This window comes from Acinetobacter sp. 1424608, assembly GCF_000588255.1.
Classification (GTDB): domain Bacteria; phylum Pseudomonadota; class Gammaproteobacteria; order Pseudomonadales; family Moraxellaceae; genus Acinetobacter; species Acinetobacter nosocomialis.
The window spans coordinates 213,016-234,066 of the sequence record NZ_JFXL01000003.1; the positions used below are offsets into that span (position 1 = coordinate 213,016).

A 21,051-nucleotide genomic window follows, 5' to 3' on the forward strand; every position below is an offset into this window, starting at 1 on the left:
CGAATTTCAATATAATTGCCTTGGAAGTTTAACTTGATTGCGCCTAGACAAGGGCTATTTGCTAGCCTACTGATCATTAGTTTTGCATTGCATACCTTTTTATTGGTGATTGCAACGACACACCAGCTCAATGAAAACCGTGCGAGTCAAGGTCAGCTCATGACCAGTCAACTCGTAGCAGACAGCTTATCTGAGCTTGAGCCTGCCAATACGGTATCTTTGGCGCTTATTGCCAATCGCTATGCGACCAATCCAAGTGTGGCATCTATCCGTATTCTTGATGCCAATAAACAAGTTTTGGCAACAAGCGGCATGTCAAAAACTCGCGAAGGTGAAATTTTTGTTCGTGATGCTCTTCAAAACGAGAAGAAAGTCGGTTCTATTGAAATTACGCTTATTCAACCAAGTATTGGGGAAATTCTTCGTACCCAATGGCTTGCGATTTTAGCTTCACTGTTCCTACATATTTTATTATGGCTTGCTTACCGTGCTATCGCTCGTCCAACCCGTAGCGAATACTTGGCCCGTATTAACGAAGAAAATCGTTTAAAACATGAGATTCAAGAGTTAACTCAAGCACTCGCACTAGAAAAGCAAAATACAGTGACCTTGGTCGCACAAGCTCAGCAGCAAGCTAAAGCTAAACCACTGGTTCGTACACAACCAGAAAAAAGCGCTGAGTCTCCAGATCAAGATACCTTAGCACTTAATATTCAGTTTTATGACCCTAAACAGTTGTTAAGTAGCGTTAACCAGTCTGTTTCTGTTCCTTACTTTAAACTTTGTCAGCTCTTTTTAAATAAAAGTATTGAGCTATGCACGAAGCATTATCATTTAAAGTCTACAGTTATTGAGGTAGTAGATGAGTTCCATGCCGAAGGCGCAACACTCGCAATCTCAACTTCACATGCACACGCTGTAGAGTGCCTACTTATGGTAGGTACAGTGTTCCAATTACTGTCAGACGTTTTATATAAGCGTTACCGTGAAGATAAACGCTTTGCACTGCAAACCCGTAGTGCCGTGTGTCATGCTGTAGAAGCAATGCAAATTGACGCCAAAGAAGCTGCTCAGCGTTTAGCACAACATCTTCACGCGAAAGAATCTGCACTTTATCTTGATAATGATCAGCTTAAAGCGATTCAAGACAGCTATCAGCTTGTTGCTATGCCAAACCCAAGTAATGTTATGACTCGCCATGCATTTATGATTAACGGCATGAATGCTGAATGTGCAGAGCTTGCGCAAAATATTCGAACTGAAATTTTGATGGGCAAAAAATCAATTCCACAAAATGATAGCCCAAGTAGTGCAGCTTCTTAAAAGTCTTTGTGCGCATTTAAACCTAGCCTTTTGGCTAGGTTTTTTTTATTTAAATTCATGGTATTTAGTTTAAATAATTTTATTCTCTTATGATTTATTCAGATAAATAAATCCAGATCTATTATGTCTCGTTATAAATTTGGATAAATCAGAATCATAGGCAAAATTCTATAAACAGCGTAAACTATGCGAAATTTATTCAATAGAAATTGTCTTACGACAAAAAAAGGTGAAAGCGAATGCCGCTGAGTCGTGTTGAAGATCTTGTCGCCGATATTCGTGCAGGCAAAATGGTTATTTTGATGGATGACGAAGATCGCGAAAATGAAGGTGATCTTGTCATGGCAGCAACGCATGTTCGTCCTGAAGATATTAACTTCATGATTACACATGCACGTGGTCTAGTTTGCCTAACGTTAAGCCGTGAGCGCTGTAAACAGTTAAATCTTCCTTTGATGGTTGATCAGAATGGTGCTCAGCATAGTACAAACTTTACGTTATCGATCGAAGCAGCTGAAGGTATTACAACGGGTATTTCAGCAGCAGAGCGTGCACATACAATTCAAACGGCTGTCGCAGCGCATGCAAAACCAAGCGATATCGTACAACCGGGCCACATTTTCCCACTCATGGCTCAGCCAGGTGGTGTTTTACACCGTGCAGGTCATACCGAAGCAGGCTGTGATTTAACACGTCTAGCGGGCTTTGAACCTGCATCTGTGATTTGTGAAATCATCAATGAAGATGGCACAATGGCACGCCGTGCAGATTTAGAAATTTTTGCCGAGAAGCATGGCCTAAAAATTGGTACAATTGCCGACTTAATTCACTACCGTATGACGAATGAGCAAACTGTAGAACGTCTGGATCAAAAAACGATTCAAACAGAATACGGATCATTTGAGCTCTATCGCTATCGCGAGATCGGTAACCCGGACATTCATTTGGCTTTAGTTAAAGGCGAGCCAAAAGAAGGGGTTACAACGGTACGTGTACACGGTTTCAGCCCAATTCGTGATTTGCTTAAGCTGAATAAGGCTGACGGCGAACCTGCTTGGAATCTTGACCGTGCACTACAGACGATCGCAGCAAGTGACCGCGGCGTTTTAGTCTGGATCGGGCAAGATCATTTGCAAGACTTGGGACCAGCGTTGGATGATTTAAACAAGCCAAAACCGGTGAAATCCAATGCAGCACTTTCACATCAATATCAAACGATTGGTGTAGGTGCTCAAATTTTGCGTGATTTAGGTGTTGAAAAAATGAAGCTTCTTAGCTCACCATTACGTTTCAATGCCTTATCTGGCTTTAATTTAGAAGTAGTGGAATATGTCACTGCTGATCAAATCACAACGAAATAATCGAGGTTGCTATGGCAATTCGCCGTATTGAAGGTTTATTACATCTCGCAAGCGAAGGTCGTTATGCGATTTTAGTGGGTCGTTTCAACAGCTTTGTTGTTGAACACTTATTGGAAGGCGCGATCGACACATTAAAACGTCACGGCGTAAATGAAGATAACATTACTGTTATTCACGCTCCTGGCGCTTGGGAACTCCCGATCGTTGCTAAAAAATTAGCTACATCAAACCAGTTTGACGCCATCATTGCTCTTGGTGCAGTGATTCGCGGTAGCACGCCTCACTTTGACTTTGTTGCTGGTGAATGTGCAAAAGGTTTAGGTGTAGTTGCGTTAGAAAGCAGCTTGCCTGTTATCAATGGTGTATTAACTACTGACAGCATCGAGCAAGCAATCGAACGCTCAGGTACAAAAGCAGGAAACAAAGGTAGCGAAGCTGCTTTAACTGCAATTGAAATGGTTAATTTATTAAAGGCAATTTAAAGCATGTCTCAAACACTGCAAGCCGCTTATGCAGCAAAACGCAAAGCACGTCGTTTTGCTGTACAAGGTATTTATGAATGGCAAATGAGTCACAACCCTGTACACGAAATTGAAGCACGTACCCGTGCTGAAAATGCAATGCACAAGGTCGACTTAAGCTATTATCACGAACTACTTACTCAAGTCATCGCTCAACACGAAGACCTTGATGCGTTACTTATTCCGGTACTTGACCGTGAAATTGACGCACTTGATGGTGTAGAGCTTGCGACTTTACGTTTAGGTGCTTACGAGTTACGTGATCATTTAGAAATTCCATATCGTGTGGTACTTGATGAAGCAATCGAACTCGCTAAACATTTTGGCGGAGCAGACAGTCATAAATACATCAATGGTGTATTAGACCGCCTAAGTTCGACACTGCGTAGCGCAGAAAAACAACAAGCAAACTAATAGGCTTGGTGTTCTATGGCTGAGTTTTCAATTATTGACCAGTACTTTAATCGGCAGTCAAACTCCGATGTCGCGCTTGGTATTGGTGATGACTCAGCCTTAATTACTCCCCCTCCAAATCAACAACTGGTGATCTGTGCAGATACACTTGTTGCTGGACGTCATTTCCCTCTTGAAACCTCACCTCATGCGATTGGCTGGAAAAGTGTTGCTGTAAATCTTTCAGATATTGCCGCAATGGGTGCCAAACCGCACAGTATTTTACTAGCAATCAGCTTGCCTCAAGTTGACCATGAGTGGCTTAAAGGGTTTAGTCAGGGAATCTATGACTGTTGTAATCAATTTGGTGTTGCCTTAATTGGTGGAGATACCACTCAAGGCCCACATCTCACCATTACCGTTACCGCAATGGGCTGGATTGAAACCGGAAAAGCCGTGTTACGTTCAGGCGCAAAAGTTGGTGATTATGTATGTGTGAGCGGACAGGTAGGTGATGCAGCCTACGGTTTACAGCACTTGGGCCATCCTCTACAGCAAAGACTCGACTATCCGACACCACGCTGTCAGCTTGGACAAGAGCTAAAAGGCCTTGCCTCTAGCATGATTGATGTGTCAGATGGCTTAGCGCAAGATTTAGGACATATTTTAAAAGCATCCAAGGTTGGAGCCCGACTCGTCTTGGAAGAATTACCTGTTGACCCTGTATTGCAACAACTAAAAGAACAACAACGTTGGCAATATGCGCTTGCAGGTGGTGATGACTACGAATTATGTTTTACAATAACACCGCAAAATTATGAAAAACTTTTGCAAAAACAACTGGACGTTAAGATTACAATGATCGGACAGATCGTTGAGCAAACAAAACTAACTTTTGAGCATTTGGGTTCAGATTACCCATTGCAAATTCATGGATACCAACACTTTGCATAAACCGCCGATTCATTTTAAGAACATGTCTTGGTTCAACCGCTGCATCGTTTTCTGTGGGGTTGGTTTTGGATCTGGTCTCGCTCCTAAAGCACCCGGTACTTTTGGTTCTGCTTTTGCCTTACTTTTCATTCCTATCTGGTTATCTCTCGGATTTACCTTAAGTTTAATCGCTATTCTCATCATGTCCTTGGTGGGAATTTATATTTGTGGTCAAACGGCAAAAGTCCTTGATGTTCATGATGATGGGCGAATTGTTTGGGATGAATTTGCAGGACAATCAATTACTCTTCTGCCTTTAATATTTTTTAATATAATGTCGTTACAATGGGCACTAATTGGTTTTTGCTTATTCCGCCTGTTTGATGTTTGGAAACCTTGGCCAATCCGTGTTGCCGACCAGAAAGTTGCTGGCGGTTTCGGAATTATGCTGGACGACATCATTGCAGGGCTTTGGGCGGCACTCTGTATCATCATATTTATTACTTTCTGGGGCGTAACGCCATTTAAGTAGGTTTACTCATGTCAACTACCGTCATTATCCTAGCTGCAGGCAAAGGAACGCGAATGCGTTCACAACTACCTAAAGTATTGCAACCTTTAGCTGGTCGCCCACTCCTAGGACATGTTATTAAGACAGCAAAACAACTATTAGCAGAAAATATCATTACCATTTATGGACATGGCGGCGATCACGTAAAACAGACGTTTGCACAAGAAAACATTCAATGGGTTGAACAAGCAGAACAATTAGGTACAGGTCATGCTGTACAAATGACTTTACCGGTACTTCCTAAAGACGGTATTTCATTAATTTTATACGGTGATGTTCCTTTAGTCCGTCAAACAACGCTAGAGCAACTTGTTGAAGTATCAAGTAAAACCGGTATTGGGATGATTACTTTACATGTCGACAACCCAACAGGTTATGGCCGTATTGTTCGCCAAGACGGAAAAATTCAAGCGATTGTTGAACATAAAGATGCAACTGATGCTCAGCGCCAAATTCAAGAAATCAACACAGGTATTTACTGTGTAAGCAATGCAAAACTTCATGAATGGTTACCTAAGCTTTCTAATGAAAACGCACAAGGCGAATACTATTTAACTGATATCGTTGCGATGGCGGTTGCAGATGGCTTAGAAATTGCCTCTATTCAGCCAGAACTTGCTTTTGAAGTTGAAGGGGTTAATGACCGCTTACAACTTGCGGCACTTGAGCGCGATTTTCAGCAACAGCAAGCAAAAGAACTTATGCAACAAGGCGTAACTTTTGCCGACCCTGCTCGTTTCGATTTACGTGGTTCTATAAAAGTTGGACACGATGTCCGTATTGACGTAAATGTCATTATTGAAGGTGACTGTGAACTCGGTGACTTTGTAGAAATCGGTGCTGGTTGTATTTTGAAAAATACAAAAATTGCAGCGGGAACCAAAGTTCAGCCTTATAGTGTTTTTGATGGTGCAATTGTTGGTGAAAACACCCAAATTGGTCCATTTGCACGCTTACGCCCAGGCGCTAAATTGGCAAACGAAGTCCACATTGGTAACTTCGTTGAAGTCAAAAACACAACCATTGGTCTTGGCAGTAAAGCCAATCATTTCACCTACTTAGGTGATGCCGAGATCGGTGCCGATTCAAATATTGGGGCAGGTACAATTACCTGCAATTATGATGGTGCAAATAAACACAAAACCACTATTGGCGATGCAGTCTTTATCGGTTCTAATAGCTCGCTGGTTGCGCCTGTGACTATTGGAAATGGAGCAACAGTCGGTGCGGGTTCTGTGATTACGAAAGATGTGGCTGAACAAAGTCTCTCCTTTGAACGTGCTCAACAAATTTCTAAAGCAAATTATCAACGTCCCCAAAAGGTTAAAAAATAAGAGGATTGAATTATGTGTGGTATCGTCGGAGGCGTTGCAGAACGTTGTGTAACCGAAATTTTAATTGAAGGTTTAAAACGTCTTGAATATCGCGGTTATGATTCAGCAGGCGTTGCTGTACTGAATAATGAAGAAGTTTTACGTGAGCGTCGTGTAGGTAAGGTGATTAATCTTGCCGATGCAGTTGCTGATCAGCAGCTCACTGGGGTAGTTGGTATTGCTCATACACGTTGGGCAACACATGGTAAACCAACTGAAAATAATGCTCACCCTCACATGTCGGGTAAAGTGGCAGTCGTACACAACGGTATTATCGAAAACTATCAAGAGCTTAAAGATGACCTTCAAGCTTTAGGATATGTATTTACCTCTCAAACAGATACAGAAGTTGTCGCTCACTTAGTTGCAGAAGCACTAAAAAGCACTGACAGCTTACTTGAAGCAGTACAATCAGTTGTTCCTCAGCTTAAAGGTGCATATGCACTGGGTATTATTCATAGCGATTACCCAGATGAGTTAATCACTGTACGCGAAGGTTCACCACTTGTGATTGGTGTAGGTATTGGTGAGAACTTTATTAGTTCAGACCAACTTGCGCTTTTACCTGTAACTAACCGTTTTATGTATTTAGAAGAAGGTGATATTGCTCGCCTGACTCGTACTTCAATTGAAGTATTTGCAAACGGTGAACTTGTTGAACGTCCAGTGAAAGAGCTTGACGCAACGGTAAGCAATGCTTCAAAAGGTGAATACAAGCACTACATGCTCAAAGAGATTTATGAGCAACCAGAAGCAATTAAACAAACGATTTCTCAAGCACTGGATGGCAACAGCTTACGCGAAGACTTCTTGCAAAATGCTGAAGCAGACTTTAGCAAAGTTCAAAGCGTACAGATTATTGCATGTGGTACAAGCTATCACTCAGGCATGATCGCGAAATATTGGTTTGAACAACTGATTGGCGTGCCTTGCCAAGTTGAAATCGCAAGTGAATTTCGCTATCGCACACCTGTGATTGTTGAAAATACGCTCTATATCTGTATTTCTCAATCAGGTGAAACAGCCGATACTTTAGCTGCATTACGTGAAACTCAAAAACGTGCCAAAGCAAACAATATCGATATTCAAACTTTGACTATCTGTAACGTTGCGACGTCTTCAATGGTACGTGAAACTGATCACCACTTATTGACCCTTGCTGGGCCTGAAATTGGTGTTGCATCAACTAAAGCGTTCACGACTCAGCTTGCTGCACTTATGCTACTCGTCTTAAAAATTGGACAAGTAAAACAGCGTATTAGCAATGTCATGATTGAAGAGATTGCTCGCGAATTGTGGCACAGCCCGAAAGTAATTCTTGATACGCTTAAGAATGATGCTGAAATTTTACGTTTATCAGAATTGTTTGTTGAAAAACAACACTGTTTATTCTTAGGCCGTGGCACACACTATCCAATCGCTTTGGAAGGTGCGTTAAAGCTTAAAGAAATTTCATATATTCACGCAGAAGGTTATGCGGCTGGTGAGTTAAAACATGGGCCATTGGCACTTGTTGATACTGAAATGCCAATCGTGATTCTTGCGCCAAACGATGAAATGCTTGATAAGCTTAAGTCAAATATGGAAGAAGTTCAGGCGCGTGGCGGTGAATTATTCGTATTCGCTGATGAAAATAGCGGCGTAGTTGAAAAAGATCGTCAACACGTTGTACAAATTCCGGCAGTAAACGAATGGCTTGCTCCAATCATTTATAGCGTACCAGTTCAGTTGTTGTCTTATCACGTTGCTGTATTACGTGGTACAGACGTTGACCAGCCGCGTAACTTGGCGAAGTCAGTAACTGTAGAGTAATTCAAAAAAGATCATTATTAAGGCATCACTTGCTTTAACAACTGATTGATTAAGCCCGATATGTAACGCATATCGGGCTTTTTTATTGCGTTCATACCAGAACATAAAGGACACTCCCCTAGGCCCCCATGCCACAACAGACTTTTACTTTTGCGCTGATTTAAAGTTTGAGAGGTCATTGCGACACAGAGATAAAGGAGCTAAGCGAACTTAGCCCATTTCAGTTTTGTTGCAGTGTTGAATACTGCTAAACAAGTTAGGGGCAAAGTCCTGTGGGAGAACAGGACTTTGCAAACTGGTGTGTTTTAAACGTTGTACAGTCTGAGGCGAATACACCTGTGCAAGCTGCTGGCAAACACAATTACAACTGGCTTGCATGTGTTTACCTGACAAACAAATTCTTTTAAATTCCTGCTGAGCATTGGCATCATCATTGGTAATACTGTAAGCACCGACCACAAGGTTTAAAATCAATATAAATTTATGAAGTTTCATATTATTCTCATGATTATTTATATCTTTAAATAAAATAAAAATATAATTCGATTAAATATTAAAATAATTTTTTAAATAATAACTAACCCTCCCACAAACACGGGAAAATAAAATAATTAAAATTTTAAAATAGAAATAATTTATAAATTTAAAAAATCAGGTCGCAAAAAACCCAAATTTTAAATAAATAAAATAATTAATTGAGAGAGAAAATGAGTTTGAATAATGGCATGGCCAACTCCTTAAAAATGGAGTTCTACCACCAAATCACCGCGAACTAATTTAGGGTGGTAGAACGAAAGAGGGTTAGCAGACTGACCTAGCGACCAGCACGCGCGAACGCGTCCCCCTTCCGCCCTACCATAGAGAAAAAGGGGGCACAAAGGTTCCACACGAGAAATACTGAGGAAGTATAACCCGCTACGCTAGGGTCGGTCTGCTAAAACCGGCTGGCAATGTAGGCCAGCAACGAGATAATAATTGGTGATTTTAATTACGTCAATTTATTTTAATGAAAAACTTTAAATATAATTATTTTATTCATATTTAAATAATATTATTTTCTTTATCATATTTAGAACTTTTAATTAAATTTAAAATATAAACTTGGGTTATATATACTTAGTTAATAAAATAGATTAATCTTTAATTTTAATTTAATAGTCTATATAAAAATATAAGATAAGAAAATTTAAGTATAAAAGAATTTAATCAAGGTGCTCTGAGCTTAGAATTTTGTGATTAAGATTTTTTGACAATGACTCTAAAGGTTAGAGCAAGCTATTTTGAGTTTTTTTATAGTCATAAATCTGATTATAAAATTGAAATATTTATAAATTTCATATACTTTAAATTGTTTAAAATTCACTCAAAAATAGTAACAATAAGATAGGTAAAACATGATTTCTTTAGAGCTTTTCATTACATTTTTAATTACTACAATTATTTTTGCTTATATTCCGGGTCCAGCAATGCTGTATACCGCTGCACAGACACTTTCCCGCGGTAGAAAATCTGGTTTAATGGCTGCATTTGGAATTTTCTTAGGAGGCTGTTTTCATATCATAGCGGCGTCTTTGGGCCTAACCACCATCTTTCAAATTATTCCAAAACTCTATGATATTATTAAAATTTTAGGTGCTTTGTATTTAGTTTGGTTAGGCATTAAATTAATTAGATCTGCCTCGTCCCCTACTATTCAGCAAAATGTTGAAAATGGTCAGTTATCTTTGAAGCAGAGCATTCTGGTCGAATTTTTAAATCCTAAAACCGCTATTTTTTATATCGCATTTTTACCTCAATTTATTAATACCTCATTAGATTTTCCAGTTTGGTCTCAATTCATCATTTTAGGACTGATTGTGAATCTAATCTTCGTTTCTGCTGATGTGGTTTGTGTGTTTTTAGCCAATTACATTAGTCAGAAATTAACTAAATCAAAGAAGCCCCAAAAATCTATGTCAGTTATGGGTGGTCTCATTTTTATGGGGCTAGGCGTTTTTCTTGGTTTTAAAAACCAGTAGTTTCTACGGGTAATCGCGTACCTAACAAAGAAAAAGTAACGTCCGCAACTTCCAACGGGTCTGAACTGGTCCAAATAATATGGTTCCCTTCATTTGGACTTTCAGAACTTAAATGATACTGATTGAGCTGCCGTATTAATTGGGCTGTTACAGCTTCGGAAGGCTCAATAATTTGAATATCACGCCCTACAATTTCCTGAATCGTGTCTGAAACAAACGGATAATGTGTGCATCCTAAAATAATTGTATCAACTTTTTGCTCGACCAACGGTGCCAAAATATTTTTTAAATAATCCTTAACCTCCGCTGTATGTGCTTTGCCCGTTTCAATTTTTTCAGCCAAACCAATACACGGCACCAAAGACACTTTAATATCTTGCGCATACGTTTCAATTAAACTTTTTAAATTTTTGCCCTTCACCGTGGTTGCCGTTGCCAAAACAGCAATATGCTTGCTCATGGTCATGCCCACAGCAGGTTTTACCGCTGGTTCTATCGCAATAAGTGGGACATTAATTTGCGCTCTAATCGTTTCAACCGCTACAGCTGTCATAGTATTACAAGCAATCACGATCGCTTTGCACTTACCTTGAGCCACTAAGTTTGAAATTAAATGCGTGGTTCGTGAAACAATCCAGTCGCTTTCTCTGTCTCCATAAGGGACATATTTCGAGTCGGCGAAATAGATAATGTCTTCATTCGGAAGAGCCTGCCGAATATGCTTAAAGAGAGACAACCCACCTAAACCAGAGTCAATCATTCCAATCGGGTTGTTCTTGTTATTCATGGTTTGTCCTGCATTTCATATATTTAGAAAAATTCTTTCATGGTTGCCAAGTCTGTTAGCACGACTTTGGGCTGGATGGTTTTTAATTTTTCGGCCGATGTATAACCCCAACCTACCGCAGCAAAATCAATACCTACTTTATGTGCAGCTTCGCCATCGGTGGTTTGGTCGCCGACATAAATGGCATGGTTTTTACTTACATCCAAAATGTTGAGAACACGCGTTATCCGCTTCGCTTTGCCAAATATAGACGAGCCGCCATCAATATGACTAAAAAGCTCACAGAGTTCTTTACCGAGTACATTTTGACAGTTTTCTTTAGAGTTTGAAGTAATAATTGCGAGCGTATATCCACGCTTATGCAGTTCAATTAAGTGGTCCCGCATACCTTCAAACAAATGAATTTCTTCATCTCTTTCTTTCATTAACTGAATAAAATCTTTCGCAATCCAAGGCAGTTTCCATCGAGAGACATTCATCTCTTTCATAATTTCTCTAGGCGTAAGTTGTTTGTAGTACTCGACTTCGTGAAGGCTTACCGATTTAAACTTATACTTTGCGGAAAGTTGATTTAAAACGCTTAGAAAAAAATGAAAGGAGTCGGCTAAAGTGCCATCTAAATCAAAAATAATAGCCTGATATTGTTTTAGGTTTTTTTCCATTTCTAGTTTCGAAAATATATTTTTTATTATTATATTCTGTTTTCTATTGGTTTTTAAATCAGGCCCAACGAGGACCTGACCTAAATTTCAAATTTTATTTTAAGCTGCCGCTTTTTGTTCCTTTATCCAATTTTTAATACGGGCATCAAGTATATTTAAAGGCAGTGTACCTGCATTTAAGATCATGTCATGGAAGACTTTGATATCAAAACGGTCGCCAAGCTCATGTTTGGCGAGCTCTCGTAGCTCTAAAATTTTGAGTTGGCCCATTTTGTATGCCAATGCTTGTGCAGGAATAGCAATATAGCGGTCTGCCTCTGCCTGAATATCTGGTTCATCTAAAGCAGAGTGTTCTCGCATAAAATCAATCATTTGCTGACGGGTCCATTTTTTATAATGCACACCAGTGTCAACCACTAAACGACAAGCACGGAACAACTCACTCGATAGTCGTCCATAGTCTGAAAGTGGGTCTTTATAGAAACCAACATCTTTACCTAGTTGCTCTGCGTAAAGTGCCCATCCTTCTATATAGGCAGTATGGTTAGGTTGCTTTCGAAACATCGGCAAGTTTGGCAGGTTTTGGGCAATATCAATCTGCATATGGTGGCCGGGAATTGCCTCATGGTAAGCGGTTGCTTCCATTGATATTTTGGAACGTTCAGAGAAGTCCCCCGTATTTACATAAACTTGTCCGGGACGTGAACCATCAGGTGTTCCTTGGTGATACTCCGCTCCTGCCGCTTCTTTTTCTCGATATAGCTCTACAGGTAAAACTTCGACTTTATTTTTAGGTAATAAACCAAAGAGCTTCGGCAACTCCGGTTGCATTTGGGCAATATACCCGCGATAAATCTCTAAAATTTCTTCACGAGATTTTGGGAAAACAGCGGGATTTGTTTTTAAGGATTGTTGGAAACTTTTTAAGTCATTAAAACCTTGTGCTTTCGCAATTTTCAGCATTTCCGCTTCTATACGAGCAACTTCTTTTAACCCGAGCTGATGAATATTTTCAGGGCTCTCTAGCGTAGTCGTATTGTTTTCTACATAAAAACGATAAAGCTCGTCACCATTTGGCAAGCTCCATATACCCTCATGTTGTCGTCCATGGGGTAAGTAATCTTTCTGAATAAATGTACCGAGTTTTTGATAAGCAGGCCGAACATTTTGATCTATGGCCTGTAGTATTTCACGGCTTAAACGCTCTTGTTCTGCTTTAGAAATGTTGTTTGGAAATTGCTTTAATGGAGAAGCAAACACACTATCTTTCCCTGCTGGAACTGCAATGCTATCAATCTGCTTTGCCACCTTTTCAATTAAATACTTGGGTGGCATCAACCCGTCTTTTTGCCCTTGTTTCGCTAACTGAATACCTTGATCAAGAATAAGAGGAATTTGTTTTAAACGAGCAATATAGTCTTGATATTGTTTAGTATTATTAAATGGAATCGAACTAATAAATCCCGGAAATTGTAAATGTAGCCCCCACATTTGATTAAAAGGCATCTCATACAATTTCAAATCATAATTTTTAAGAGTTTCTTTCAACTGATAAATCATTAAATCTTTATTTAATTGATCAGTTGCTGAAAACCCTGTGCTATCAATCGCTTCAAAACGTTTTAAAAAATTTTGAGTAGTTTTTTTATCTTTCTCAATCTGATTTTTTGAAGACTCGGTCCATCGATCGTTGTAGCGTAAATCGCCTAAAGTCGTTGCAGTTTCAGGATTATTTTTCAAAGTATATTCCCATTGTTCTTGTAAAAGCTGATTTAAAGCTTTCACCCGAACAGAGACATTAGTGTTTTGCTTAGATTGTGATTTTTCGATGGTATTTGTATTTATTTCGGGGGTTGTAGCATTAGACGAATGAGACATCCAAAATAAAACACTGATACAAGCAAAATGTAAGGTTCTGTTTTTCATTTAATTATCCAAACATATTTAACGAAGTTTAAAATATAGACAAAACAAATTACGTGCCAAGCAGCCTATAAAATAGTGTAAAAATCGAGTATTTTTTTAACTCAATGATTTTATAAATTAATTTTCTTTTTAATTAAATTATTTATAGTTGCTATCTATATTCCCTATTTGACTTTAATTTACCAGAAAGTCAAAAAAAGCGCACATGAGCGATCTCAGTGCACTTTTTCATTTCTACATTAAAAATTGTTTCTCAAGAAAACAAATATTGATAAACAATATACGCAGCCAGTTTTGCTGTTCGATTGTCCAAATCAAATTTTGGATTGCACTCGGCAATATCCAAAAGTTTGATTTTGCCAGTCTCTTGAATATGCTTAAAAATTGCTTCAAAAGTGGCTAAATCAATTCCTTTTACGGCTGGCGCACTGACCCCCGGTGCAACCGCAGCCGCGAAGACATCTAAATCAATCGTAACGTACAAGCAGTCTACTTTTTCAATAAAAGCGTCAACCGCTGCAAGCACGTTTGGTAGGTTAAAAATATTAACCTCATGATCGCGTAAATATGAACAATTTAACGCATCGGCTGTATCAAACAAAACTTTAGTATTGGCATGGTTGGCAACTCCAATACATAAATAATTAAATTGTTTTTGATGCTGTTCTGAAAGCCTTGCTGCTTGTAAAAAAGGTGTTCCAGAGGTGGCATGCTCTGCTTCACGCAAATCAAAATGGGCATCAAAATTAATGATGCCTATTTTTTTATCTGGCGCGTGGGCTTGTACATATTGGAATAACCCACTAAAGCTGCCAAATGCAACTTCATGTCCACCGCCCAATACAACAGGTTTTAAGCCATGTTCTAGGCTATTTGCGACTTGTTCAGCTAACTCGCTTTGTGCTTGCTCTAAATTCTCATATTCGCAAGTCACCGTACCCAAATCGACCAGACTCACTGGACGATGAATCGGTAAGTTAGCCAGTTGCGTGCGGATTGCATCTGGCGCATCGGCAGCACCGACGCGGCCTTTGTTACGTTTCACGCCTTCATCAGAGCTAAAACCAATCAGGGCAAATTCGGCATGTTGATTTTTGTTCACAATATGGTGAATACGTTGATGTGCCTCACCCTCGCCATCATGTCGGCCTTGCCATTTAAATGTGTGATTCATGTGACACCGTTTAAAAAATAACTTCTTGTCCATGCTGAATGACTCGCTTAGGCAAATCTCCGCCAAGCCAGTAAACAATTTCAGATGGATGTTCAATATCCCAAGCTACAAAGTCAGCGACTTTACCCTGCTCCAAACTGCCGTGTGTTTGCTCTAAACCGAGCGCTTGTGCAGCATGAATGGTGACACCCGCTAAAGCTTGCTCAGGTGTTAAACGGAATAATGTACTGCCCATATTCAGCATTAAACGTACAGAAAGTGCTGGAGATGTACCCGGATTTAAATCACTCGATAGCGCAATACGCACGCCATGCTTAATCAGACTTTCAATTGGTGGGTATTGTGTTTCACGCAATAAATAAAAGGCACCCGGCAATAACACAGCAACCGTACCCGACTCTGCCATGGCTTTAACATCATCTTCGGTCATATACTCTAAATGGTCAGCCGACAAAGCATGATAACGTGCTGCCAAGCTTGAGCCGCCTAGTGATGAAAGCTGTTCAGCATGAAGCTTAACGGGTAGACCCAATGATTGTGCCGTTTTAAAAACACGTTCGACCTGAGCGGGTGAAAAGGCTAAATGCTCGCAAAACGCATCTACTGCATCGACTAAACCTTCAGCATGTAGTTTAGGCAACATTTCTGTACAGATATGCTCGATATAAGCATCGCTTTGATCTTTGTACTCTGGCGGTAACGCATGGGCAGCCAAACAGGTACTTTTGACCGTCATCGGTAATTTTTCACCAATTTGACGGATTACACGCAGCATTTTGCGCTCGTTTTCGTAGTTGAGTCCGTAACCAGACTTAATTTCAATGGTGGTGACACCGTCTTGCTGCATACAGCGAATACGTTTCAGTGCTGAGTTTAATAGCTGTTCTTCGCTTGCTTCACGTGTTGCGCGTACTGTACTTGCAATACCGCCACCGCTTGCTGCAATTTCAGCATAACTTACGCCTTGTAAGCGCTTTTCAAACTCAACACTACGGTTGCCACCAAAAACACTATGCGTATGACAGTCGATGAACCCTGGAGTTACCCAAGCACCATTTAAGTCAACTGTTTCGGAATAAGTGTCGGCAGGAAGTTGTTGTTGTTTTCCAATCCAGTGGATGAGATGCCCTTCGGTAACAATTGCAGCATCTTCGATATAAGAATATTGCCCATTTTGCATGGTCGCAATATGGCAGTTTTGCCAAAGTTTTTTCATTAGCCTATCCTCGAAACTGCCCAACAGTAAAACTATTGGGCAGTTGATTTGTTAGCTTTCCATTTCTATGTTTTGCTGGACAGGCTCACTTTCCTTTCCCAAGCTTTGCTCCGGTTTTACCCAAATGCGATACGCAATGGTTAACAGAACAAGCCAAGTGATTCCTACATAAATTGCAGGACGCGAGTCTGGGAAGTAGCCCATCATGACTAAAATGAACACCATAAAACCGATTGCAAAAGCAGGTGCATATGGCCAGCCAAATACAGGGAAATCTAGTGCCTTAATTTCAGCAGTAGATAATTTACGGCGCATCGCCACTTGCGAAAGCAAGATCATGAGCCATACCCAAACAGTTGCAAACGTTGCAATTGAAGCAATGATGACAAATACATTTTCAGGAATCAGGTAGTTCAGCACCACACCAATTAACAGCACGCCAGCCATAACCACAACAGTCATCCAAGGCACACCATTACGTGAAAGTTTCTTGAACACTTGCGGTGCTTGACCACGATTTGCCATACCGTACAACATACGGCCTGCACCAAATACATCACTATTAATTGCTGAAATTGCTGCTGTCACCACCACAATATTTAAAATATTTGCAGCAGATTTAATGCCTAAGTTTTCAAAAATTTGTACAAACGGGCTGCCTTGGCTACCAATCTGGTTCCATGGGAAAATCGACATCAGTACAAAAATAGTCAGTACATAGAACAGTAAGATACGGACTGGAACGGCATTAATTGCTTTTGGTAGAGTCGTTTTCGGGTCTTGTGACTCACCTGCGGTTAAACCAATAATTTCGATCCCGCCAAAAGCGAATACCACTACAGATAAACATGCCACTAAACCTGCAATACCATGTGGCATGAAGCCATCATAAATCCATAGGTTTTGAAGCCCCGGTACAACATTGCTGTGGTCAACATGGAAACCGTAGAACATTAAACCCAAGCCACCTAAAATCATGGCAACAATGGCACTGACTTTAACAATAGAAAGCCAAAATTCGAGTTCACCAAAGACTTTTACATGAATCAGGTTAATTGCGCCTAGAAACATGATGAGAGACAAAATCCAGATCCACCGTGGTACATCGGGATACCAGAACCCCATATAAATACCAAATGCAGTGACATCGGCAATTGCAACAATCACCATCTCAAAAACATAGGTCCACCCTGTGGTAAACCCCGCCAATGGACCAATGTACTGAGATGCATAGTGGCTGAATGAGCCAGAAACAGGGTTATGGACAGCCATCTCACCCAGCGCGCGCATAACGATATAAATTGCAATCCCTGCAACGATATACGCGAGTAATACTGAAGGCCCTGCCATTTTGATGGCAGTCGCCGAACCATAGAAAAGCCCAGTTCCAATTGCTGAGCCCAATGCCAAGAAACGAATATGGCGGGTGTTTAAACCCCGCTGTAGTGTGGAGTTTTGTGACATTATAATCTCCAATCCTTGAGGAAATTTAGTTGGATTCGGCCACTCCATGTGACCGTTTTATCAATCACACTTCAGATAAACTAGGGAGTAGTTTTGGAATGAGTAACTTGTTTAGGCAACCACTCGCAAGCAATTCACTAGCCTGTTCGATATCCGGAGCAAAGAAACGATCTTCGCTGTAGTAAGGAACTTGATCGCGCAAGATTTTACGAGCTTGTTCAAGTTTAGGCGAGCTTTTTAAACCTTCACGGAAGTCTAAACCCTGACAAGCGCCTAACCATTCAACAGCTAAAATGCCACGAACGTTGTCAGCCATGTACCAAAGACGCTTACCAGCATTCGGAGCCATCGATACGTGGTCTTCCTGATTGGCAGACGTTGGTAAACTATCAACGCTTGCAGGATGTGCAAGTGCTTTATTATCGCTCGCGAGTGCAGCAGCTGTCACTTGTGCAATCATAAAGCCTGAGTTAACACCGCCATTTGCAACCAAGAATGGTGGAAGTTGTGACATGTGGCGGTCCATCATCATCGAAATACGACGTTCAGACAGTGAGCCAATTTCAGCAATCGCCAATGCTAAATTATCTGCCGCCATTGCAACAGGCTCTGCATGGAAGTTACCACCAGAAATCACGTCACCTTGTTCAGCAAAAACAAGCGGGTTATCTGATACAGCATTTGCTTCAATTTCTAATACTTCAGCAGCCTGACGGATTTGGGTTAAACATGCACCCATGACCTGTGGCTGGCAACGTAAAGAGTATGGGTCTTGAACTTTGCTACAGTCTTCATGTGAATGTGCAATTTCACTTGAGTCAGTTAATAGGTCACGATAAGCCGCAGCTACATCAATTTGACCACGTTGGCCACGTACTTCGTGAATACGCGCATCAAATGGTGCACGTGAACCCAACATTGCTTCAACACTTAAGCCACCACAAACCGTTGCAGCAGCAAACAAGTCTTCAGCTTCAAACAAGCCACGTAACGCATAAGCAGTTGACACTTGTGTACCGTTTAAAAGTGCCAAACCTTCTTTAGCAGCTAAAGAAATTGGTTCTAAACCTGCAACTTTTAAAGCTTCAACAGCTGGTAACCATTCGCCCTTATAGCGTGCCTTACCTTCGCCCAGTAAAACTAAAGACATGTGTGCAAGTGGTGCCAAGTCACCTGAAGCACCTACTGAACCTTTCAGTGGAATGTGTGGGTAAACTTCAGCATTAATTAAGGCCAACAAAGCATCAATGACTTTACGACGGATACCTGAGAAACCACGCGCCAAGCTATTTGCTTTTAACAGAATAATTAAACGAACCATTGCATCATCAAGTGCTTCACCTACACCTGCTGCATGTGACAGAACCAATGAACGTTGTAACTTTTCTAAATCTTCAGGAGCAATTTTGGTTGACGCGAGTAAGCCAAAGCCTGTGTTAATACCGTAAGCTGTACGCCCTTCATTTACAATTTTCTCAACGCAAGCCACGCTTGCATCAATTGCAGATGAAGCACTTTCATCCAATTTAACTTTGATCGGGTTGAGGTACGCTTGACGTAAATCGGCTAAGGTCAGTTTTCCCGGTTGGATAAGTAATTCCATGTTGGCTTCCTAATTTTTTGCACTATATTCTGCTGAGACGGTGCTTTTCACAATTGCAAAAAGCACCGCTAGTTCTTCCATGTATTTTTATTGCGTGATCATTGGCAAGTGTAAGCCTTGCTCTTTGGCACAGTTAATCGCAATTTCATAACCTGCATCGGCATGACGCATAACACCTGTTGCAGGGTCATTAGTCAGTACGCGAGCAATACGTGCAGCAGCTTCATCTGTACCATCACACACAATCACAACGCCTGAGTGTTGAGAGAAGCCCATACCTACACCACCACCGTGATGTAAAGACACCCAAGTTGCGCCGCCTGCTGTATTTAACAACGCATTTAATAAAGGCCAGTCTGATACTGCGTCTGAACCGTCTTGCATTGCTTCAGTTTCACGGTTAGGACTTGCAACCGAACCTGAGTCCAAGTGGTCACGACCAATCACAACTGGTGCAGACAATTCACCGCTACGAACCATTTCGTTAAATGCCAAACCAAGTTTTGCACGTAAGCCCAAACCTACCCAGCAAATACGCGCTGGTAAGCCTTGGAAGCTAATGCGTTCACGAGCCATGTCTAACCAGTGATGTAAATGTTCATCATCAGGAATTAACTCTTTAACTTTGGCATCTGTTTTATAAATGTCTTCTGGGTCACCAGAAAGCGCAGCCCAACGGAATGGACCAATACCACGGCAGAACAATGGACGGATGTAAGCAGGTACGAAGCCTGGGAAATCAAAAGCGTTTGCTACGCCTTCATCTTTCGCCATTTGACGGATGTTATTGCCATAGTCAAATGTTGGAACACCCATTTTCTGGAAATCAAGCATCGCTTGTACGTGCTTCGCCATCGACTGTTTTGCAGCTTTTACCACAGCTTCTGGTTCAGTTTTCGCACGTGCACGATATTCGTCCCAAGTCCAACCTACTGGTAAGTAGCCATTAAGTGGATCGTGTGCACTTGTTTGGTCTGTCACCATGTCTGGACGCACACCACGGCGAACAAGCTCAGGTAAAATTTCAGCAGCATTACCATGAAGCGCAATGGAAATTGCTTTACCTTCTTTTGTATAGCGGTCAATACGCGCTAAAGCATCATCTAAATCAGTCGCTTGTTCGTCTACATAACGGGTACGTAAACGGAAATCGATACTTGCTTGTTGGCATTCAATGTTTAAAGAACACGCACCTGCAAGTGTTGCAGCTAGAGGCTGAGCACCACCCATACCACCTAAACCAGCAGTAAGAACCCAACGACCTTTTAAGTCACCGTTGTAGTGTTGGCGGCCTGCCTCAACGAAAGTTTCATAAGTACCCTGCACAATGCCTTGGCTACCAATGTAGATCCATGAACCTGCTGTCATTTGACCATACATTGCCAAAGCTTTAGCGTCTAATTCGTTAAAGTGTTCCCAGTTTGCCCAGTGCGGTACAAGGTTTGAGTTTGCAATTAAAACGCGTGGTGCATCTTTATGAGTTTTAAACACACCAACTGGTTTGCCTGATTGAACCAATAAAGTTTCGTCAGTTTCAAGATTTTTTAGCGTATCTACAATTTTGTCGAAACATTCCCAGTTTCGTGCTGCACGACCAATACCACCGTATACAACTAACTCTTTCGGGTTTTCTGCAACGTCCGGATCAAGGTTATTCATCAACATACGTAATGGGGCTTCAGTTAACCAACTCTTAGCCGTTAATTCAGTGCCGCGTGGTGCACGAATTTCTACATCACGAAATTTTGTTGTCGTTGTTGTCACAGTCGGACTCCTTCCTTTGAGCTTACATCAGCAGAACATCACTTGTTTCTGCATTTGTATAGTAATGTATTAACTTGTATATACATCCATATACTACACAAATATTTTTCGGCGTGAAGAGGGTGACTCATATTTTTTTAAAAAAATTAA

General features: G+C 40.9%; 17 protein-coding genes and 1 pseudogene. 9 read left to right on the top strand and 9 right to left on the bottom strand.

The window, feature by feature from the left end; genetic code table 11:
* Positions 1-15 precede the first annotated feature (15 nt).
* From J678_RS09095 to glmS, 8 genes are all read left to right on the top strand, one after another.
* Positions 16-1,323 (top strand): hypothetical protein, encoded by a 1,308-nt coding sequence (locus J678_RS09095; RefSeq protein WP_081402341.1) that lies wholly within the window; start codon positions 16-18, stop codon positions 1,321-1,323.
* A 239-nt stretch (positions 1,324-1,562) separates the two neighbouring features.
* The gene (gene ribBA / locus J678_RS09100; RefSeq protein ID WP_002053756.1) at positions 1,563-2,684 is read left to right on the top strand and encodes a bifunctional 3,4-dihydroxy-2-butanone-4-phosphate synthase/GTP cyclohydrolase II; all 1,122 of its coding nucleotides are present in this window, start codon (positions 1,563-1,565) and stop codon (positions 2,682-2,684) included.
* 11 nt (positions 2,685-2,695) lie between these two features.
* Positions 2,696-3,166 carry a 6,7-dimethyl-8-ribityllumazine synthase gene (ribE, locus tag J678_RS09105; RefSeq protein WP_001007829.1) on the top strand — a complete coding sequence of 157 codons (471 nt, stop codon included), beginning with the start codon at positions 2,696-2,698 and terminating at the stop codon, positions 3,164-3,166.
* 3 nt (positions 3,167-3,169) lie between these two features.
* Positions 3,170-3,619, top strand: a complete 450-nt coding sequence (nusB, locus tag J678_RS09110) for a transcription antitermination factor NusB (protein ID WP_002053850.1) — start codon at positions 3,170-3,172, stop codon at positions 3,617-3,619.
* 15 nt (positions 3,620-3,634) lie between these two features.
* Positions 3,635-4,552, top strand: coding sequence for a thiamine-phosphate kinase (gene thiL, locus J678_RS09115; RefSeq protein ID WP_004711406.1), 918 nt, complete (start codon positions 3,635-3,637; stop codon positions 4,550-4,552).
* Positions 4,530-5,063: a phosphatidylglycerophosphatase A gene (locus J678_RS0104015; protein ID WP_004711405.1), complete on the top strand. Its 534-nt coding sequence runs from the start codon at positions 4,530-4,532 to the stop codon at positions 5,061-5,063. The genes thiL and J678_RS0104015 overlap by 23 nt, the downstream gene beginning before the upstream one ends.
* Positions 5,064-5,071: 8 nt before the next feature.
* On the top strand, positions 5,072-6,436 hold the full coding sequence (glmU, locus tag J678_RS09120) for a bifunctional UDP-N-acetylglucosamine diphosphorylase/glucosamine-1-phosphate N-acetyltransferase GlmU (protein ID WP_004711404.1): 1,365 nt from the start codon (positions 5,072-5,074) through the stop codon (positions 6,434-6,436).
* A gap of 12 nt (positions 6,437-6,448) precedes the next feature.
* Positions 6,449-8,287, top strand: a complete 1,839-nt coding sequence (gene glmS, locus J678_RS09125) for a glutamine--fructose-6-phosphate transaminase (isomerizing) (RefSeq protein WP_002053990.1) — start codon at positions 6,449-6,451, stop codon at positions 8,285-8,287.
* 200 nt (positions 8,288-8,487) lie between these two features.
* Here glmS and J678_RS09130 read toward each other — a convergent pair.
* A pseudogene (locus J678_RS09130) lies at positions 8,488-8,782 on the bottom strand (hypothetical protein).
* Between the two features lie 899 nt (positions 8,783-9,681).
* Between J678_RS09130 and J678_RS09135 the strand changes: the two are divergent.
* On the top strand, positions 9,682-10,305 hold the full coding sequence (locus tag J678_RS09135; RefSeq protein ID WP_031955524.1) for a LysE family translocator: 624 nt from the start codon (positions 9,682-9,684) through the stop codon (positions 10,303-10,305).
* On the opposite strand, the gene murI is transcribed toward J678_RS09135, so the two are convergent.
* The 8 genes from murI to hutU form a co-directional block, all read right to left on the bottom strand.
* Positions 10,292-11,092 carry a glutamate racemase gene (gene murI / locus J678_RS09140; RefSeq protein ID WP_031955522.1) on the bottom strand — a complete coding sequence of 267 codons (801 nt, stop codon included), beginning with the start codon at positions 11,090-11,092 and terminating at the stop codon, positions 10,292-10,294. The two genes, J678_RS09135 and murI, sit on opposite strands and share 14 nt — an antisense overlap.
* A 23-nt stretch (positions 11,093-11,115) precedes the next feature.
* Positions 11,116-11,754, bottom strand: coding sequence for an HAD family hydrolase (locus tag J678_RS09145; RefSeq protein ID WP_031955520.1), 639 nt, complete (start codon positions 11,752-11,754; stop codon positions 11,116-11,118).
* 99 nt (positions 11,755-11,853) lie between these two features.
* Positions 11,854-13,680, bottom strand: a complete 1,827-nt coding sequence (locus tag J678_RS09150; protein ID WP_031955517.1) for a DUF885 domain-containing protein — start codon at positions 13,678-13,680, stop codon at positions 11,854-11,856.
* A gap of 253 nt (positions 13,681-13,933) precedes the next feature.
* Positions 13,934-14,854 (bottom strand): formimidoylglutamase, encoded by a 921-nt coding sequence (gene hutG, locus J678_RS09155; protein WP_031955515.1) that lies wholly within the window; start codon positions 14,852-14,854, stop codon positions 13,934-13,936.
* A 10-nt stretch (positions 14,855-14,864) separates the two neighbouring features.
* Positions 14,865-16,070 (bottom strand): imidazolonepropionase, encoded by a 1,206-nt coding sequence (gene hutI, locus J678_RS09160; protein WP_031955514.1) that lies wholly within the window; start codon positions 16,068-16,070, stop codon positions 14,865-14,867.
* Between the two features lie 51 nt (positions 16,071-16,121).
* Entirely contained in the window at positions 16,122-17,534 is a 1,413-nt protein-coding gene (locus J678_RS09165; protein WP_006581437.1) for an amino acid permease, read from the bottom strand.
* 64 nt (positions 17,535-17,598) lie between these two features.
* A complete protein-coding gene (gene hutH / locus J678_RS09170) occupies positions 17,599-19,137 on the bottom strand; it encodes a histidine ammonia-lyase (RefSeq protein WP_004704779.1) in 1,539 nt (512 codons plus the stop codon).
* Between the two features lie 87 nt (positions 19,138-19,224).
* On the bottom strand, positions 19,225-20,901 hold the full coding sequence (gene hutU / locus J678_RS09175; RefSeq protein WP_006582422.1) for a urocanate hydratase: 1,677 nt from the start codon (positions 20,899-20,901) through the stop codon (positions 19,225-19,227).
* Between the last annotated feature and the right edge of the window lie 150 nt (positions 20,902-21,051).

Coding starts and splice junctions, on each gene's coding strand:
- ribBA (WP_002053756.1), top strand. CDS start 1,563: ATGCCGCTGAGTCGTGTTGAAGATCTTGTCGCCGATATTCGTGCAGGC.
- ribE (WP_001007829.1), top strand. CDS start 2,696: ATGGCAATTCGCCGTATTGAAGGTTTATTACATCTCGCAAGCGAAGGT.
- nusB (WP_002053850.1), top strand. CDS start 3,170: ATGTCTCAAACACTGCAAGCCGCTTATGCAGCAAAACGCAAAGCACGT.
- thiL (WP_004711406.1), top strand. CDS start 3,635: ATGGCTGAGTTTTCAATTATTGACCAGTACTTTAATCGGCAGTCAAAC.
- J678_RS0104015 (WP_004711405.1), top strand. CDS start 4,530: ATGGATACCAACACTTTGCATAAACCGCCGATTCATTTTAAGAACATG.
- glmU (WP_004711404.1), top strand. CDS start 5,072: ATGTCAACTACCGTCATTATCCTAGCTGCAGGCAAAGGAACGCGAATG.
- glmS (WP_002053990.1), top strand. CDS start 6,449: ATGTGTGGTATCGTCGGAGGCGTTGCAGAACGTTGTGTAACCGAAATT.
- J678_RS09135 (WP_031955524.1), top strand. CDS start 9,682: ATGATTTCTTTAGAGCTTTTCATTACATTTTTAATTACTACAATTATT.
- murI (WP_031955522.1), bottom strand. CDS start 11,092: ATGAATAACAAGAACAACCCGATTGGAATGATTGACTCTGGTTTAGGT.
- J678_RS09145 (WP_031955520.1), bottom strand. CDS start 11,754: ATGGAAAAAAACCTAAAACAATATCAGGCTATTATTTTTGATTTAGAT.
- J678_RS09150 (WP_031955517.1), bottom strand. CDS start 13,680: ATGAAAAACAGAACCTTACATTTTGCTTGTATCAGTGTTTTATTTTGG.
- hutG (WP_031955515.1), bottom strand. CDS start 14,854: ATGAATCACACATTTAAATGGCAAGGCCGACATGATGGCGAGGGTGAG.
- hutI (WP_031955514.1), bottom strand. CDS start 16,070: ATGAAAAAACTTTGGCAAAACTGCCATATTGCGACCATGCAAAATGGG.
- J678_RS09165 (WP_006581437.1), bottom strand. CDS start 17,534: ATGTCACAAAACTCCACACTACAGCGGGGTTTAAACACCCGCCATATT.
- hutH (WP_004704779.1), bottom strand. CDS start 19,137: ATGGAATTACTTATCCAACCGGGAAAACTGACCTTAGCCGATTTACGT.